Source organism: Stenotrophomonas sp. PS02300 (assembly GCF_029959395.1).
Lineage (GTDB): Bacteria > Pseudomonadota > Gammaproteobacteria > Xanthomonadales > Xanthomonadaceae > Stenotrophomonas > Stenotrophomonas maltophilia_AD.
Map to the genome: position 1 here is coordinate 18,122 of NZ_JASCOP010000034.1, position 16,818 is coordinate 34,939.

11 protein-coding genes and 2 tRNA genes are annotated in these 16,818 nt (G+C 66.2%); 5 read left to right on the top strand and 8 right to left on the bottom strand.

Annotated features, from left to right (window positions below; translation table 11 throughout):
• Positions 1–6: 6 nt before the first annotated feature.
• The 8 genes from pgaB to QMX79_RS08795 all read right to left on the bottom strand — a co-directional run bounded on the left by pgaB (position 7) and on the right by QMX79_RS08795 (position 8,955).
• A complete protein-coding gene (gene pgaB, locus QMX79_RS08760) occupies positions 7–1,896 on the bottom strand; it encodes a poly-beta-1,6-N-acetyl-D-glucosamine N-deacetylase PgaB (protein WP_282246396.1) in 1,890 nt (629 codons plus the stop codon).
• A 10-nt stretch (positions 1,897–1,906) separates the two neighbouring features.
• Positions 1,907–3,943 carry a poly-beta-1,6 N-acetyl-D-glucosamine export porin PgaA gene (gene pgaA / locus QMX79_RS08765; protein WP_282246397.1) on the bottom strand — a complete coding sequence of 679 codons (2,037 nt, stop codon included), beginning with the start codon at positions 3,941–3,943 and terminating at the stop codon, positions 1,907–1,909.
• Between the two features lie 424 nt (positions 3,944–4,367).
• Complete coding sequence (locus QMX79_RS08770; RefSeq protein WP_282246398.1) at positions 4,368–5,579, bottom strand: MFS transporter; 1,212 nt, start codon at positions 5,577–5,579, stop codon at positions 4,368–4,370.
• A 104-nt stretch (positions 5,580–5,683) separates the two neighbouring features.
• A tRNA-Pro gene (locus tag QMX79_RS08775) sits at positions 5,684–5,760 on the bottom strand.
• A gap of 139 nt (positions 5,761–5,899) precedes the next feature.
• A tRNA-Pro gene (locus QMX79_RS08780) sits at positions 5,900–5,976 on the bottom strand.
• Positions 5,977–6,024: 48 nt separating this feature from the next.
• Positions 6,025–6,138: a cytochrome bd-I oxidase subunit CydX gene (cydX, locus tag QMX79_RS08785; protein ID WP_282246399.1), complete on the bottom strand. Its 114-nt coding sequence runs from the start codon at positions 6,136–6,138 to the stop codon at positions 6,025–6,027.
• Positions 6,139–6,195: 57 nt separating this feature from the next.
• Positions 6,196–7,350 (bottom strand): cytochrome d ubiquinol oxidase subunit II, encoded by a 1,155-nt coding sequence (cydB, locus tag QMX79_RS08790; protein WP_282246400.1) that lies wholly within the window; start codon positions 7,348–7,350, stop codon positions 6,196–6,198.
• A 15-nt stretch (positions 7,351–7,365) separates the two neighbouring features.
• Positions 7,366–8,955 (bottom strand): cytochrome ubiquinol oxidase subunit I, encoded by a 1,590-nt coding sequence (locus QMX79_RS08795; protein WP_282246401.1) that lies wholly within the window; start codon positions 8,953–8,955, stop codon positions 7,366–7,368.
• A 227-nt stretch (positions 8,956–9,182) separates the two neighbouring features.
• On the opposite strand from QMX79_RS08795, the gene cydD reads away from it, so the two are divergent.
• The 5 genes from cydD (at position 9,183) to QMX79_RS08820 (ending at position 16,673) form a co-directional block, all read left to right on the top strand.
• Complete coding sequence (gene cydD / locus QMX79_RS08800) at positions 9,183–10,913, top strand: thiol reductant ABC exporter subunit CydD (RefSeq protein ID WP_282246402.1); 1,731 nt, start codon at positions 9,183–9,185, stop codon at positions 10,911–10,913.
• Entirely contained in the window at positions 10,910–12,586 is a 1,677-nt protein-coding gene (cydC, locus tag QMX79_RS08805; protein ID WP_282246403.1) for a thiol reductant ABC exporter subunit CydC, read from the top strand. Before cydD ends, cydC begins: the two co-directional genes overlap by 4 nt.
• Before the next feature lie 402 nt (positions 12,587–12,988).
• Positions 12,989–13,324, top strand: coding sequence for a SymE family type I addiction module toxin (locus QMX79_RS08810; RefSeq protein WP_282246404.1), 336 nt, complete (start codon positions 12,989–12,991; stop codon positions 13,322–13,324).
• A 501-nt stretch (positions 13,325–13,825) separates the two neighbouring features.
• Positions 13,826–15,022, top strand: a complete 1,197-nt coding sequence (locus tag QMX79_RS08815) for a BamA/TamA family outer membrane protein (protein ID WP_282246405.1) — start codon at positions 13,826–13,828, stop codon at positions 15,020–15,022.
• Between the two features lie 82 nt (positions 15,023–15,104).
• A complete protein-coding gene (locus QMX79_RS08820) occupies positions 15,105–16,673 on the top strand; it encodes an arylsulfatase (protein WP_282246406.1) in 1,569 nt (522 codons plus the stop codon).
• Positions 16,674–16,818: the final 145 nt, after the last annotated feature.

The following is a 16,818-nucleotide window of genomic DNA, read 5'->3' on the forward strand; positions in this document are numbered from 1 at the left end:
GCGGCCTCACTTTTCCTCGTAAGGGAAGGTGCGTGCCGACATCGCCGCGCGCGCATCGTAGGTGGACGGCTTCCCGGCAATGAAGTCGTCCGGGTACCAGGCGAAATGGCGCACGCCCTGCGCCTGCAGGCGCCGGATCTGGGCGCGCAGCACGGTGCCGGAAATCGGCGTCTGCGTGCGCCAGTCCACCGTCTGCAGCTCGAACATCGTCTGCGACAGCTGCGGGTCGTGCTCACGCACGGCCAGCACCAGCCGGTCCAGCCACTTCTGCGGGTTGCGGCTGCCTTCCATCCACGGCATCGCCATCAGCGCGGTGTGGTCGTAGGCCTTGTTGAACAGGTCCAGGCGCTGGGCGAACCAGCTGGCGCTCTGCGGTTCCAGCACCGGCTGCGCGTACAGGTTGCGCACCGTGGCCAGCTTCGGCCGCCAGCGCTGCGCGGCGTTGCGGAGCTCCAGGGTGAAATCGATCAGCGCCTGGGTACGCGCGCCGTCGTCGCCTTCCTGCGGCAGGTTGGCCAGTTCGGTATCGCGCAGGTAGGCATCGTCGTGGAACAGCAGGCCCTCGAAGTACGAGTTGATGGCCAGGTCTTCGTAGATGTCGTCGATGATGTGACGCACCTTCGGGTTGGTGAAGTCGAGCCGGAAGATGCCATCGCTTTCCGGGCTCTCGATCGCCAGCGCCTTGCGGATAGCCGGATCCTTCAGCTCATAGCCCAGCACCGGCAGCCACGCGTACACCTTCACCCCGGCGCGGGTCTTGAGCTGCCAGGCCACACGGTTGAACAGGTCCGCGCGCATCGGCAGGTGCCGGTTGGGGAAGTACAGCGCATCGGCCGAACCATTGCCGTCCGGGTCGGCGAAGGCCTGCAGGAACACATGGGTCGGGCCGATCTTCTTGACCCGGTCGATCAGTGCATCCAGGTTCTTCGCCTGCTGCGCCGGGTTGCTGTCGTACACCGCGTCCAGGTCGATCTGCAGGGCGCGCACGCCATCGCGCTCGACGTCGCGGCGCAGTTCGTACGCCAGCTGGGTCACCGCCGGGTTGCCGGTCACCAGCAACCGCGCCAGCCCGTGCAGGTCGCGGGTCACCGGGGTGCTGCGGCCTTCCAGGTCGAACGACACCGGCATGCCCAGGTCTTCGGCGATCTTGTTGCTCAGCGCGTTGTAGGCCGCGTACGGCCATACGATCGCCTTCGGGCTCACGCCCACGTTGTCCTGGATGCGCTTCACGCTCAGGCCCAGGTCGGTGCGGATCCTCGCTTCGTACTGCGCGGCGGTTTCGTACTGGTGCGTGGCCGGGTCGTAGGTGCGGGTGATCACCGCCGGGGTCGAATTGCCCTGCGGGTTGGACTGCACGCCGTGGTGCAGGTTGTCGGTGTGGCTGGCCAGTTCGACCAGGCCGCTGCGGTTCATTTCGCGCAGCTGTTCCCAGGTCAGGAAGTCGTCGTGGGTGAACGGGCGGTAGCCATAGTCGATCTTGCGGTCGGCAGGCATGTCCACGTAATCGGTGATCACCGCCACCAGCGCCGGGTAGTTGTAGGCGCGCAGCAGCGGGAACACCTTGGTGTACACGCTGCGCAGGCCGTCATCGAAGGTCAGCAGCACCGGCTTGGGCGGCAGCGGGGCGCCGCCTTGCGAGGCGGTGATCAGCTGCGACAGCGATACCGGGTGGTAGCCGTGCGCGGACAACCAGTCCAGGTGCGCGGCGAAGTTCTGCGTGCTGACCGCGTATGCATCCGGGTCGCCCTTGATCGCCACGTCATCGCGGATGTCGTGGTAGCTGAGCACCAGCAGCCCGTTGTCGGCCGAATCCAGCACCGGCGGCGCGGCCTGCACGTGGGTGCAGACCGCCAGCAGGGCCAGCAGCAGCCAGGAAGTGAAGCGCTTCAAGTCCATGTGTCGCATCTCATTGTCCCCAGCGCAGGCCGGCATCAAGGCCGATATGTCGTTCGCGGTTGCCGTCGTAGACCGGCCGCGACCAGCTGATCCCGTATTCGAAGATCCGGCCATCGGCCAGCTGCCACTCGTGGCGGTACTCGGCCGACGGGACCAGCGCACTGCCGAAGCCCTGCTGCCAGTAGTTGCCCAGCGACACCGTCAGGCGGTGGCGGAAGTGCCGCTCGTAATGGCGCCACAACTGCTGGTCCACGCGCAGGCCGATCTCCGCCGAACGGTCTTCGGACGGGTTGAAGTAAGGCACGTCATCGCGGCTGCCACGGCTGGCGTACAGGCTGCCCAGGCCATCCAGCAGCAGGGTGGGGCGGGTCAGCAGGCGCTGTTCGATGCTGGTGCTGAGCGTGTCGCGGCGGTTGCCATCGTCATAGCGGAACTGGCTGGCACCGGCGCTCCAGTGGGTGAGCTCGTTGCGGCGGTAATCCACCGCCAGCGCCACGCTGTCGGCGGTGATGCCCGAGATGCGCGCCTGCAGCGAGGCATCGACGGCGTTGCGTGCCGCGGTGACGCCGGCGTGCCAGGTATCGCTGAACTGCCAGCCGAAACCGGCGCTCAGGTCGGTCTCGCCCACATCATCGTTGGCGCGGTTGACGAACACTTCCGCGTCGGCGCGGCCGAAGCGGTAGCGCGTGCCCAGCCCCACCCACAGCGGCCGGATGGTCTGGTCCTGGAAATCCACGCTGCGGCGGTCGGCGAAGGTCACCAGGCGCCAGCGGTCGTCGATCACCGGCGACTGCAGTTCCAGCCCGTAACGACCATCGTCGTTGCCCAGCGGCGAGGTGCCACCGCCGCCCTCACTCTTGCCGCCTTCGGCATAGGCATGCAGCTGCCAGCCACGGTGCGCCTTCCAGCTGCGGTCCATGCGCTGCACGGAAGGCTGGTTGGGGTAGCGTTCCAGCAGCGAATCGTGGATCGGCCGCGCCAGGTCGTCGCGCTGCAGTTCCACGTAAGCGTCGTACTGGCCCAGGCGCGCCGAGACGTCGCGCGGGTCCAGCGTGTTGGCCATGCCATAGCGTTCCAGCGCACGCCGCGGCCAGCCGCGCATCATGTAGATGTTGCCGAGCGAAGACTGGGTGCCGCCGTTGGCCGGAGCCAGTTCCACCATCTTTTCCAGCTCATGCTGCGCGGTGGGCAGGTCGCCGCTGTAGGCGCGGATCATGGCCAGGTTGAGGTCGGCTTCGTAGCGCGGCCAGTTGGCGTACGGCGCGCGTGCACCATTGGCCCAGCGCCAGGCCGGCTCCTGCTTCTGCCACTGGGTGAGCACGTCGATGGCGGCGCCGGCGCGCTCGCTTTCCAGGTGCGCGTAGGCCAGTTCCGAGTGCACTTCGGAGCGGCCCGGGTCGGCCTTGAGTGCCGCTTCCAGAACGGGAATGGCTTCTTCCGGGTGCTGGCTGGCCATCAGCGAATCGCCGACCGGGGCCATCAGGTAGTTGGGGACTTCGCGGCCTTCGGCGAGCAGGGCGCGGTATTCGGTGCGCACCTGTTCGTGGCGGCCCAGCCGGTTGAGCAGGATCAGCCGGTCGAAGCGGATCCGCAGCGGTGCGGTCTGTGCGGTGAGGCCATCGCGCTGCAGATAGGCATCCATCTGCGCCAGCGCGTCTTCGGCTTCGTCCAGGCGTGTGTCTTCGCTGGCGCCATAGGCCAGGCTCCAGCCCACGCGCTTGGCCAGGTAATTGGCTTCAAAGCGCTGCTTCTGCGCTTCGTCGAACAGCTCCGGGCGCGCTTGGTAGCGCTGCCACGCCAGGTGCGCGTTGCCGATGTCCGACAGCGTCAGTACCTGCAGGCGGTAGAGCAGGTCATCGTTGGGCACGTCCACCTGGGCGCGTTCGATCGCGGCAAGCGCGTCGAGCCAACGCGCCTGGTCACGGTAGGTGCTGATTTCCGCCAGATGGTCCGCCCGCGACGTCGCCGCAGATGCAGCTGGAACCGTCAAGCAAAGCGTGGCGCATGCCAGGCCGACGCAGAGCGCCAGCGGCCGATGGTTGTACATGGAACCCCCGGGAGCATCCCTTCAAAAGAATCTGTTTGTGCGGGAAATGTGACGCACATCACATGCCAATCGTGCCCGAAACGGCGTTTGTTGACAAATTGTTAAGACGCAAGATGGCCTCCGCAGCTGTGGAAACAGACGCGAACAATACTTCAACTTATTGATTTTAAAGACCATCCGGCCGCCGCCACGGCGTTGTTCCGGGGGTCTGAACACCCTGAAACCGTTCATCGGCCCCGGCAGCGGGTTGCGCACCGGGTCCGACCCCACCGACCGTTTCGCATGGCCGGTCAGTTGCTGACACGCTACGTCACAACATGCGCACGGTATGTGACGTGAGTGGCAAACCCGCCGTAGAGACACGCCATGCGTGTCCCCGCAGTGCCGGACGAAGCGCGAACACGCATGGCGTGTCCCTGCAGCTTCACCACACGTCTTCCAGCTTCTGCGGCTTGCACGCCACCCAGGACGCACACAGCAGCACCAGCGCGCATACCAGCAGGAAGCCGAACGGCAGGTACCAGGCGCCGCTGATCGCATGCAGCCAGCCGAACAGGAACGGCCCCAGGCAGCTGAAGGCATAGCCCACGCCCTGCATGAAGCCAGACAACGCCGCCGAACCGGCCGGCGTGCGCGTGCGCAGGTTGATCAGCGTCAGCGCCAGCGGGAACGTCGACGGCCCGATCCCCAACAATACCGCCCACAGCCACGGCGCCTTCATCGGCGCGAACAACAACCCGGCAAACGCAATCAAGAACGCGCTGAAACCGACAACTACCAACGGGAACGGGTTGCGCAACCGTACCGCCAGCGCCGGCATCGTCAGCGACGGCAGCAGCCCCAGCGCGGCGAAGATCGCCACCATGATCCCGCCGAAGCGCGGCGTGGCCCCGGCTTCCACCACGATGCGCGGCAGCCAGGTGAACATCGAATAGGTCATCAGCGAGGTCATGCCGAACATCAACGCCATGCCCCAGGCCAGCGGGGTGCGCCAGACCTTGCCGTGCGGCTGCGCGGCCGGGTCGGCGGCGGTGTCCAGCGGGTCCGGGTGCGGGCGGCGGCGCGCCAGCGCGATCCAGGGCAGGGCGGCGGCTACCGCGAAGATCGCCCAGATGCCCAGCGACACCCGCCAGCCGGCCTGTTCGGCCAGCGGCACGGCCAGCAGCGCCGGCACCATCGTGCCCAGCTGCAGCACCGTTATATAAAGCGTGCTCACCGTGCCCACGCGGTTGGCGAAGTAGCGCTTCACCAGCGGCGGCACCACCACGTTGCCGATGCCCATGCCGGCCAGTGCCACCACTGAGCCGAACAGCAGGCTGCCCACGCCGCCGGCCATCGAGCGCAGCAGCAGCCCCACCGCCGCCAGCGCCATCGCCAGCAGGGCGGTGCGTTCCAGCCCGATGCGGCGGGCCACCATCGGCGTGGTCACCCCGAACAACGCGAACGAGGCCGTGGGCAGCATGCCCAGCACGCCGGTCATGGTGGTGCCGAAGCCGAAGGTCTGGCCCAGCTGGTCCAGCAGCGGGGTGACCGAGGTCACCGCCGTACGCAGGTTCAGCGCGGCCAGCAGGATGGCGGAAAACGCCAGCACGCGTCCGCGCAGCAGGGACGTGGAATGGGGGTCGGCAGGGGTCATGGCAGGAATCTCTTGCAGGTGGCGCGGCACGTGTGGGGGTGCAGGGAAAATACAAAAAAGCCCGGAGGACATATGTCTTCCAGGCTTCAATGTGACCACTTGTATGGTCGGGGAGACAGGATTCGAACCTGCGACCTCTACGTCCCGAACGTAGCGCTCTACCAGACTGAGCTACACCCCGTAAGGAGCCGCCTATTGTATCGATCCCTCCCTTCGGCGGCAAGGGGGACCGTGTTGTTCACCTTCGGATGCCGTGTTGCCACGACCTTGACAAAAAAGCCTGGAAATCATGTTTCCAGGCTTCAATGCGACCACCGAAGTGGTCGGGGAGACAGGATTCGAACCTGCGACCTCTACGTCCCGAACGTAGCGCTCTACCAGACTGAGCTACACCCCGAAGGAGCCGACAAGGATACGGTGTGAAGACCTTATCGGCAACCTTTTTTTACCGCACGTCGCGGTCGGCTGCGCCGGCCTCTCGCGCTTCAAACCACATGCCGTTGAGGATGGCGGCGGCCGAGGCCAGGCCGGTGCCGAGGATCCAGGCGAAATACCACATTGTTGTTCTCCCAATATGTGTACCGACCAACGGTCGGTACCTACCGTTTCAGGGGTGTCAGTAAGCGTTCGGGTTGTCGGCCATGTCTTCGGCCGTGGTCTTGCCCTTCATCACCCGGTAGACCCAGCTGGTGTAGGCGATGATGATCGGCAGGAAGATCACGGTGGCCACCAGCATGATGAACAGCGTGAGCTGGCTGGACGAGGCGTCCCACACGGTCAGGCTGCCGCTGGGCTGGCTGGAGGAGGGCAGCAGGAACGGGAAGATCGCAAAGCCCACGGTGAGGATGATGCCGGCAATCGAAGCGCCCGATGCCAGGAAGGCGGCCATGCCACGGCGGGCCCGCAGCAGTACCGCGCTGGCCAGTGCACCGGCCAGGCCCAGCAGCGGGAACACCAGGGTCAGCGGCATGCTGCTGTAGTTGCGCAGCCAGCCACCGGCCGCCGTGCCCACCGCAGCGGTCTTCAACAGCGGGTTGGTCGGGCCGTCGGTCACCACCTGCGAGGTGATTTCATAGCCCGGCAGGCCGAAGGCCACCCACGCACCACCCGCGGCGAACAGCACGAAGCTGGCCAGCGCGGCAATGCTGCCGTAACGCGCCGAACGTTCGGCCACCGGGCCGTCGGTCTTCAACACCAGCATGGCCGCGCCATGCGACACCATCATCGCCACGCCCACCAGCCCGGCCAGCAGCGCGAACGGGGTGAGCAGGCCGAAGAACGAACCGGTGTAGAAGATGCGCATGCTGTCATCGAAGTGGTACGGCACGCCCAGCAGCACGTTGCCTACCGCCACGCTGGCAATCAGCGCCGGCAGCAGCCCACCCACGAACAGCACCCAGTCCCACGTGTCGCGCCAGCGCTTGCTCGGCATCTTGCTGCGGTACTTGAAGCCGACCGGGCGCAGGATCAGGCCGAACAGCATGGCGAAGATCGCAAGATAGAAGCCGGAGAAGCTCACCGCATACAGCGGCGGCCATGCGGCGAAGATCGCGCCGCCGCCCAGCACCAGCCATACCTGGTTGCCTTCCCACACCGGGCCCACGGTGTTGATCACCAGCCGGCGTTCTTCATCGGTTTTCGCCACGAACGGGAGCAGGGTGCCCACGCCCAGGTCGAAGCCGTCCATTACCGCCCAGCCGACCAGCAGGATGCCCAGCAGCAGCCACCAGATCACGCGCAGCGTGGTGTAATCAAGTCCAAGAATATCCATCTGGGTTCTCCTGCCTTATGCCTGACCGGGAGCCGGTGCGGCGGCATTGTGGGGAAGCGGCGTGCGCGAGGGCTGCAGCGAAGGAAGGATGTCGGCCGGGCCGGTACGGATCGCCTTGAGCATCAGCTTCACCTCGATGACCAGCAGCACCGTGTACAGCGCGGTGAACACCGCCAGCGTGGTCAGGATTTCATGCAGCGCCAGACCGGACGCGGCATAGAAGGTGGGCAGCACGCCATCCACCGCCCACGGCTGGCGGCCGTACTCGGCCACGAACCAGCCACATTCGATCGCGATCCACGGCGCCGGCATCGACCACACCGCCAGCCACAGGAACCAGCGCTTTTCGTGGAACGTGTTGCGGCACGAGAAGTAGAAGGCCACCGCGAAGAACGCGATCAGGTAGAAGCCCAGCCCGGCCATGATGCGGAAGGTCCAGAACAGCGGCGCAACGCGCGGCACGGTATCCATCGCCGCCTTGGAGATTTCCTCCGGCGTGGCGTTGAGGATGTCATCGCGGTAGCGCTTGAGCAGCAGCCCATGGCCCAGATCCTGCCAATGGCGGTCGAACATCTCGCGCGCCTCGACATCGTTCTTGTCCTTGCGCACGCGTTCCAGCGCACCGTAGGCCAGCTGGCCGCCCTTGATGCGATGCTCGGCGCGTTCCACCAGTTCCAGGATGCCCGGAATGGGCTGGTTGAACGAGCGCGTGGCGATCAGGCCCATCAGGTACGGAATCTTGATGGCGAAATCGTTCTGCTGGGTCTGCTGGTTGGGAATGCCGAAGGCGGTGAAGTCGGCCGGGGCACGTTCGGTTTCCCACATCGCCTCGATCGCGGCCAGCTTCATCTTCTGGTGCTCGCTGGCGGCATAGCCGCTCTCGTCACCCAGCACCACCACCGACAGCGACGACAGCAGGCCGAAGGCCGCCGCCACCGCGAACGAACGGCGTGCCATGTCCTTGTGCTTGTCGCGCAGCAGGTAGAACGCGCTGATGCCCATCACGAAGATCGCGCCGGTCACGTAGCCCGCACTGACCGTATGCACGAACTTGGCCTGGGCCACCGGGTTGAACAGCACGGCAGCGAAGTCCACCACCTCCATGCGCATCGTTTCCGGGTTGAACACCGCACCGGTGGGGTTCTGCATCCAGCCGTTGGCGATCAGGATCCACACCGCCGACAGGTTGGTGCCCAGCGCCATGAACCAGGTCACCGCCAGGTGCTTGACCGGGCTCAGCCGCTTCCAGCCGAAGAAGAACAGGCCGATCAGCGTGGCTTCCAGGAAGAATGCCATCAGCCCTTCGATGGCCAGCGGCGCCCCGAAGATGTCGCCCACGTAGTGGCTGTAGTAGGACCAGTTCATGCCGAACTGGAATTCCATCACCAGGCCGGTGGCCACGCCGATGGCGAAGTTGATGCCGAACAGCGTGCCCCAGAACAGGGTCATCTGGCGCCAGACCGGTTTCCGGGTCATGACGTACACGCTTTCCATGATGGCCACCAGGAACGAGAGGCCAAGCGTTAGGGGGACAAACAAGAAGTGGTACATCGCGGTCAAAGCGAACTGCAGCCGCGACAGTTCTACGACTGTCGAATCGATCATGGCCTGGCTACCTCGTTGGGGGTTTTGCCGTATCAGGTGGCGGGAAGGGGTCTACGGGATGAATTCTGTGACCAGCAACTTCAAACAGCCTTGATTGAGATCAATGTATGAACAGGCAGATGCGCGGATCGTAGGCAGTCCGTGCTGCGACCGACTGCCGCACGGGGAAGGGTAGCCGGCGCCCATTACAATGGTCGGCACCTCCCTGTGGCCGCCAGTGACCCGCTTTGAGCATACCCCCCGACGCGCCCGCCATCGAGTCCAGTGACCTTCGCCGCCAGCGCCTGCAGTGGCTCAACGGGCTGGCCGCCAGTGCCCGCAGCCGCCAGCGCCTGGCCGCATTGTGTATCTGTACGTCCGGCGCGCTGCTGATCGGACAGGCCGCGGCCATTGCCTGGCTGATCCAGGAAGTGCTGGTCGTCCACCGCCCGCTGGCCGACACCACCCCGGTGCTGCTGGGGCTGCTGCTGGTCCTGGCGCTGCGCGCGCTGCTGGGCAGCGCCACCCAGGCCGCCGCCGGCGACGTGGCCGATGCGGCCCGGCTGACCCTGCGCGAGCGGGTCTACCGGCGGCTGATGGGGCTGGGGCCGCTGTGGTTGCGCCAGCAGCGCAGCGGTGAGCTGGGCGAGCTGATGCTGGCCCACGCCGATTCGGTGGAGAGCTACTACGCCGGCTACCAGCCGGTACGGATCGAAGTGGTGGTGGTGCCACTGCTGATCCTGCTGGCCGTGGCCTGGGTGGATTGGGTGGTGGCGCTGATCCTGCTGTTCACCGCGCCGCTGGTGCCGTTCTTCATGATGCTGGTGGGTTGGGGCGCCGAAGCGGCCGGGCGCGCGCAGCTGGGCGAACTGGCGCGGATGAGCGGTCATTTCGCCGACCGCATCAAGGGCCTGGGGCTGCTGCGCCTGTACGGGCGCGGCGAGGCCGAGCTGGACGGCGTGGCCGCCGCCGCGGAAGGCGTGCGCGAGCGCACCATGAAGGTGCTGCGCATCGCCTTCCTGTCGTCCACCGTGCTGGAATTCTTCGCTTCGGTGAGCGTGGCCATGGTCGCGCTGTACCTGGGCCTGAGCTACCTGGGGTTGATGTCGCTGCATGCAGCGGTGCCCACGCTGGGTGCGGGCATGTTCTGCCTGCTGCTGGCGCCGGAGTTCTATGCGCCGCTGCGGCGGCTGGCCGCGCATTACCACGACCGCGCCAACGCGCTGGCGGCGGCCGCTGAAGTGGAGCGCCTGCTCGGTGAGTTGCCGGCGCAGGTGGATCCCGCTGAAGCCGCCGCTGCGCCGGTGCGCGCGCCCGAGCTGCTGGAGCAGCATGCGCCGCCGGTGGTGGTGCGTGACCTGGTGCTGCGCCCGCTGGGCGCGTCGCACGATGTGGTGCAGCAGCTCTCGTTCCAGATTGAAGCGGGCCAGCGGCTCGCGCTGGTCGGCCCCAGCGGCAGCGGCAAGAGCACGCTGCTGGAAGCATTGGCCGGGTGGCTGCCGGCGCAGTCGGGCAGCATCGTGCTGCGCCCGGGGCTGGAAGTGGGCTATGCCGGCCAGCGCCCGTACCTGTTCCACGGCAGCATTGCCGACAACCTGCGCCTGGCCGATCCCGGCGTGAGCGATGCGCGCCTGCTTGCCGTGGCCGAAGCCGCGCAGGTGATGCGCTTTGCCGCGCACCTGCCCGAGGGGCTGGATACGGTGATTGGCGAGCGCGGCTTCGGGCTGTCGGGTGGCGAAGCGCGCCGGATCGGGTTGGCGCGGTTGCTGCTGCGCGATCCGCAGCTGCTGTTGCTGGATGAACCCACGGCGTTCCTGGATCCCGACACCGAAGCGGCCTTGCTGCAGACCTTGGCGGCCTTCGCGCGCGACCGTGCGGTGGTCATCGCCACCCACAGTGAAACCGCGATGCGCTGGGCCGACACCCGGCTGACCCTGACCGCACAGGGCCGCGCGCAGGCGATGGAGGAACCGGCATGAACCGGGTTCGCGACGATTCGCTGAAGCAGGTGTTCGCCCGCCACCGTGGCCGCCTGCTGCTCACGGTGCTGCTGCTGTGGACCACCATGCTGGCCGGCACCGCATTGCTGGGCCTCTCCGGTGGCTTCCTCACCGCGGCCGCGCTGGCCGGTGCGGCCGGGCTGGGCAGTGGCTTCAACTTCTTCTCGCCCTCGGCCGGCATCCGTGGCCTGACCATGGCGCGGATCGTGTCGCGCTATTTCGAAAAGCTGGTCGGCCACGATGTCACCCTGCGCATCGCCCGCGACCTGCGCGTGTGGTTCTTCCGCCGCGCGCTGCCACTGGCACCGGCAAAACTGGCGGGTATCCGTACCGGCGAACTGCTGGCGCGGTTGATGTCGGACATCGGGGAAGTGGACGGGCTGCTGGTGCGTGCCATCGGCCCGTTGCTGGCGCTGGGCGGCGTGTCGCTGGTCGCCGTGGGTTCGGCCGCGCTGATCCATCCGCCGGCCGCGCTGCTGCTGGCGGTGCTCGCGCTGTTGATCGGCGTGGGCGTGCCGTGGCTGACCGTGCGCGGCGCCGGCGGCCAGGAACGCGACCGCGCGCTGCACCGCGCGCAGCTGCGCACGCAGGCGTTTGAAGGACTGGAAGGCGCCGCCGACCTGACCGCACTGCAGGCACGCGAACACTGGAACCTGCGCGTGCTGGTGGCGGCCAAGCAGCTGCGCTCGCGCGACCGTCGCCGCCGCTGGCGGCTGGTGGGCGGCAATGCGCTGCATGGGCTGTGCGCGTCGGTCGGGCTGGTGGCCATGCTGTGGGTGGCGCTGAACGGGTTCCAGCGCGGCGCGATCGATGCAGCGATGGCGGCGGCACTGGTGTTCCTGACCGTGGCACTGATCGAACTGTGGGCCGGCATCGGCCTGGCCTGGCAGTCGTGGCTGTCCGGGCGCGTAGCGGCGGCACGGCTGGAAAGCATCGTGGACCAGGCGCCGGGCGTGGTGGATGCCGATCTGCCGGTCGCGCTGCCGATGCAGCCGGGCACGCTGCAGCTGGAGCAGGTGGACTTCCGCTGGCCGGGACAGGGCAGGGCGCTGCTGGAGGGCGTGCAGCTGACGCTGGCGCCGGGCGAGCGCATCGCGATCCGTGGCGACAGTGGCAGTGGCAAGACCACCTTGTCGTCGTTGTTGCTGCGCCTGTGGGACCCCGATGGTGGCCGCGTGGTGTATGCCGGGCAGGACATCCATGAGGTCGCGCAGGCCGACTGGCATCGCCAGATCGCCTGGCTGCCGCAGCATGCGCCGGTGTTCGCCGGCAGCATCGCCGACAACCTGCGGCTGGGCGACGCGCAGGCCAGCGATGAACGGTTGTGGCAGGTGCTGGCCGACGTGCGCCTGCAGGTCTGGGCCGAACGCCTGGGCGGGTTGCAGGCCTGGGTGGGCGAGAACGGCGCCACCATGTCGGCCGGGCAGGCACGAAGGTTGGCGCTGGCGCGCGCGCTGCTGCGCGGTTCACCGATCCTGCTACTGGATGAGCCGACCGAAGGCCTGGACGTGGATACCGCGCATGCGCTGCTGCATGACATGGTGGCCGCACTGGGCGGACGCAGCCTGGTGATGATCACGCACGATGAGTTGCCCGACGGCATCGTGCACCGCAGCTACCGGTTGCACGAGGGCACGCTGCGGCAATCTTGAACACCGGACGCGCGCGGCCGCAATGTCGCATCCGAAACGCCGCATCGGTAGGGTCGCATCCCAATCGACCGCCGGGGTGATGACCGGTGCATTGGGGCATGGACCTGTGCCGAAGCGAACGCGCGAGTCGTTAGGACCGTTTCCGACATCATCTTAGGCTGCGTCAAACGAATCGCAGAAATCGAGAGAAACAAACGAATTCCGTTATCGAGCAGGATTAGGCATGGTGAACCCTGGAGCGTCAAAACTCTTTTGTGACTACCTGTAAGTAAGATGTCCTGCGTCGGGAGGGTGGCGAAATACAACACCCTCGTGGAAATACGTCGCGCCGAGGTCACATCGGTTTTGAACCTCCCGACTCCCTCGCCATCCGGCGAGGGAGACTTCCATCGGAGGTCACACATGAGCAACTCCTGGTCTGATGTTCCTTCCCGCGAGCCGCCCAAGCGCAAGTTCTATCGCTATCAGCCTGCCCACGTTCGCGTGGACGCACTGCATTACCCCGGCAGCAAGGAAGAACTCGGCGAAATCCCCATCCCCTGCATCAAGCTGCGCGGCCTCTGGATGGAAGCCGCCGGCTTCGAGGTAGGCGCCCGCCTGAAGCTGGAAGTAAGCCAAGGCAGCATCCACCTCACGATCGAACAGCCACCCAAGCCGGCGATTCCAAAGGTAAGGAAGATGGGTCGCCTGCAGCTGGCCCGTCTGCAACAAACCCCGCTGCATGCGTCCCACCGGTAGGGTCGCATCCCGATCGACCGCCGGCGTGGTGATCACATCATTGAGGCATGGACCTGTGCCGGAGCGAACGTGCCGGAGACGGTGTCGTTCGGTGTCCATGCGTCAATGAACCCTGTGTCGAGGTCGGCAGTCGTTTGGGAACCGACTCTACCGGCCCAGCACCGCGCGCGGCCGAAATGTCGCGTCCGAAACGCCGCAACGGTAGGGTCGCATCCCGATCGACCGCCGGCGTGGTGATCACATCATTGAGGCATGGACCTGTGCCGGAGCGAACGTGCCGGAGACGGTGTCGTTCGGTGTCCATGCGTCAATGAACCCGGCGCCGTGGTCGGCAGTCGTTTGGGAACCGACTCTACCGCCTCGCACCAGGTACCCGTGAAACGCGCTCGCCTCTCGCATCAGTAGTTGTACTGGGCGCTGCTAGGTAGAACGGCCGTGGCTTGAATGTGCGTCGGTCTGTCAGTGTGTCTGGAAGCGCCATTGGGCGACCAGGAGAACGGCATGATTGGATGGGCGAAAGCGTCTGCGGTACTGGCGCTCTTCCACATTGCGCCCTGCGCGGCTGCGCAGTCGAACGAAGGTGAGGCGGTCGACCCGGCGCAGCAAACGACCGCACCCAAGGCCAGCATCTTCAAGGACCCGCAGGACGGCCATTTCGACATGTCGCGCTGGCTGCTGGACCGCAAGGGCTTCCTGCCGGTACCGGTGGTGATCAGCGACCCGGCGGTGGGCTATGGCGGCGGAGTGGCGCTGGCGTTCTTCCACCGCCCGGAAGGCGCCGCGCTGGAGCGTACCGCCACCGATGGGCGCAAGCAGATGATCCCGCCGAACATCTACGGCGTGTCCGGCATGAAGACCGAGAACGGCAGCACCGCCTACGGCGCCGGCGCGGTGCTGCACTTCAAGGACGACCGCTGGCGTTACACCGGCGGCGTGGCCAAGGCCTCGTTCAACCTGGACTTCTACACCCCCGGCAACGTGCTGCCGGAAGTCGGCATCGGCTACAGCTCCGATGGCTACATGGCGTTCCAGAAGATCGCCCGGCGGCTGGGTGATCAGTCGCTGTTCCTGGGGCTGCAGTGGATCTACATGGACCTGGACATCGGCTTCGACGTGGATTCGGACCGGCAATACTTCAAGCCGCACGAACTGAACCGGAAGACCTCCGGCCTTGGCCTGTCGTTGCAGTACGACCAGCGCGACAACTCGTTCACGCCCAACAGCGGCTGGCTGGGCATGCTGGAAGGCAATTTCTACGACGATGCGATCGGCAGCGACAACGATTTCCAGAGCTACCGCGCGCACGCCTTCGGCTACCTGCCGCTGGCCGACAAGCGCCTGGTGCTGGGATTGCGCGGCGATGTGCGCTGGGTGGGCGGCGACGTGCCGTTCTACCGGCTGCCCTACATCGACCTGCGCGGCATCGGTTCGGCCCGCTACCAGGACACCCGCGCCGCCACGATTGAAACCGAGCTGCGCTGGAACCTCACGCCACGCTGGGCCGCCATCGGTTTCCTAGGTGCGGGACGTACCTGGGGCGTGCACAGCAACTTTTCCGGCGCCACCAGCCAGGTAGCCAAGGGCGTGGGCGGACGCTACCTGGTCGCGCGCCAGCTTGGGCTGTACGTGGGCCTGGATTACGCGTTCGGCCCTGAAGACGACACCGTCTACGTGCAGGTCGGCAGCGCATGGCGGTAGGGCAGCAATTACTTAGCCAGCTTAAGTAGAAACACCGTGGCCGCCCTACTACGGCGCAGGGATCATCCAAGGACCCGCCGCAATGCTCCTGGAGAACCCGATGGCCACCGCCTCGAAGAAGAAGAAGCCCAACATCCTGGTCATCTGGGGCGATGACATCGGCATCTCCAACCTGAGCTGCTACTCGCACGGGCTGATGGGCTACCAGACCCCCAACATCGACCGCATCGCGCGTGAAGGCATCATGTTCACCGATTCCTACGGCGAACAATCCTGCACCGCCGGGCGCTCCTCGTTCATCACCGGCCAGAGCGTGCTGCGCACCGGCCTTTCCAAGGTGGGCATCCCCGGGGCCCCGGTGGGCATGAGCGAGAAGATCGTCACCATCGCCGCGTTGCTGAAGAATGAGGGCTACACCACCGGGCAGTTCGGCAAGAACCACCTGGGCGACCTCAACCACATGCTGCCCACCAACCATGGCTTCGACGAGTTCTACGGCAACCTGTACCACCTCAATGCGGAAGAAGAGCCGGAGATGTACGACTACTTCCCCGAGGACGAATTCGGCGACTTCATCGCCACCATCAAGCCGCGCGGGGTGATCCACAGCTTCGCGACCGACAAGGACGATGCTACCGAGCAGCCGCGTTGGGGCAGGGTGGGCAAGCAGAAGATCGAAGATACCGGCCCGCTCAACCGCGAGCGCATGGTCACCTGCGACGACGACTTCGCCGAACGCGCGAAGGGCTTCATCAAGCAGGCCACCGACGACGACACCCCATTCTTTGCCTGGGTGAACTTCACCCACATGCACCTGATCACCCACACCAAGCCCGAAAGCCTGGGCCAGGCCGGGCGCTGGCAGTCGCCGTACCACGACACGATGATCGACCACGACAAGAACGTGGGGTCGCTGCTGGATTACCTGGATGAGCTGGGCATCACCGATGACACCCTGGTGGTGTACTCCACCGACAACGGCCCGCACCGCAACTCGTGGCCGGACGGCGGCATGACCCCGTTCCGCAGCGAGAAGGATACCAACTGGGAGGGCGCGTTCCGCATTCCACTGGTGGCGCGCTTCCCCGGCAAGATCAAGCCGGGCACGATCTCCACCGAAATCGTGCAGCACCACGACTGGCTGCCCACCTTCCTGGAAGTGGCCGGCAACAAGACCGTGGTGGACGACCTCAAGAAGGGGGTCAAGGCGATCGGGCGCACCTACAAGAACCACATCGACGGCGTGAGCCTGTGGCCGTATCTGACCGGCAAGGCCGAACACTCGCCGCGCAAGCTGTTCGTCTACATCTCCGACGACGGCGATACGCTGGGCCTGCGCTACGACAACTGGAAGGTCACCTTCATCGAGCAGCGCTGCAAAGGCACGATGGCGGTCTGGGGCGAACCGTTCACGCCCATGCGCATCCCCAAGATCTACAACCTGCGCACCGATCCCTACGAGTTCGCCGATGTCACCTCGAACACGTACTGGGACTGGTACATCAACCACGTCTACATCGTGTACGGGGCCATCGCGCTGTTGACGAAGTTCAACGAGACCTTCAAGGAATTCCCGAAGATCCAGAAGCCGAACACGTTCACCGCCGACCAGGCGATTGCAACGTTGAACGAGGCGGTAACCGGAAAATAACGGGAGCCCCGGCCGCCGATCCCGTGCCCCTGACGGAATCGTCCGTCGCCGACCCATGTGCGCACCAACGGTGCGCACCTACCGGTAGCGCCGGCCGGTGGGCGGCCCGGCGGGGGGCTCCCGCGGCCCCCCCGGCCCCCCCGGG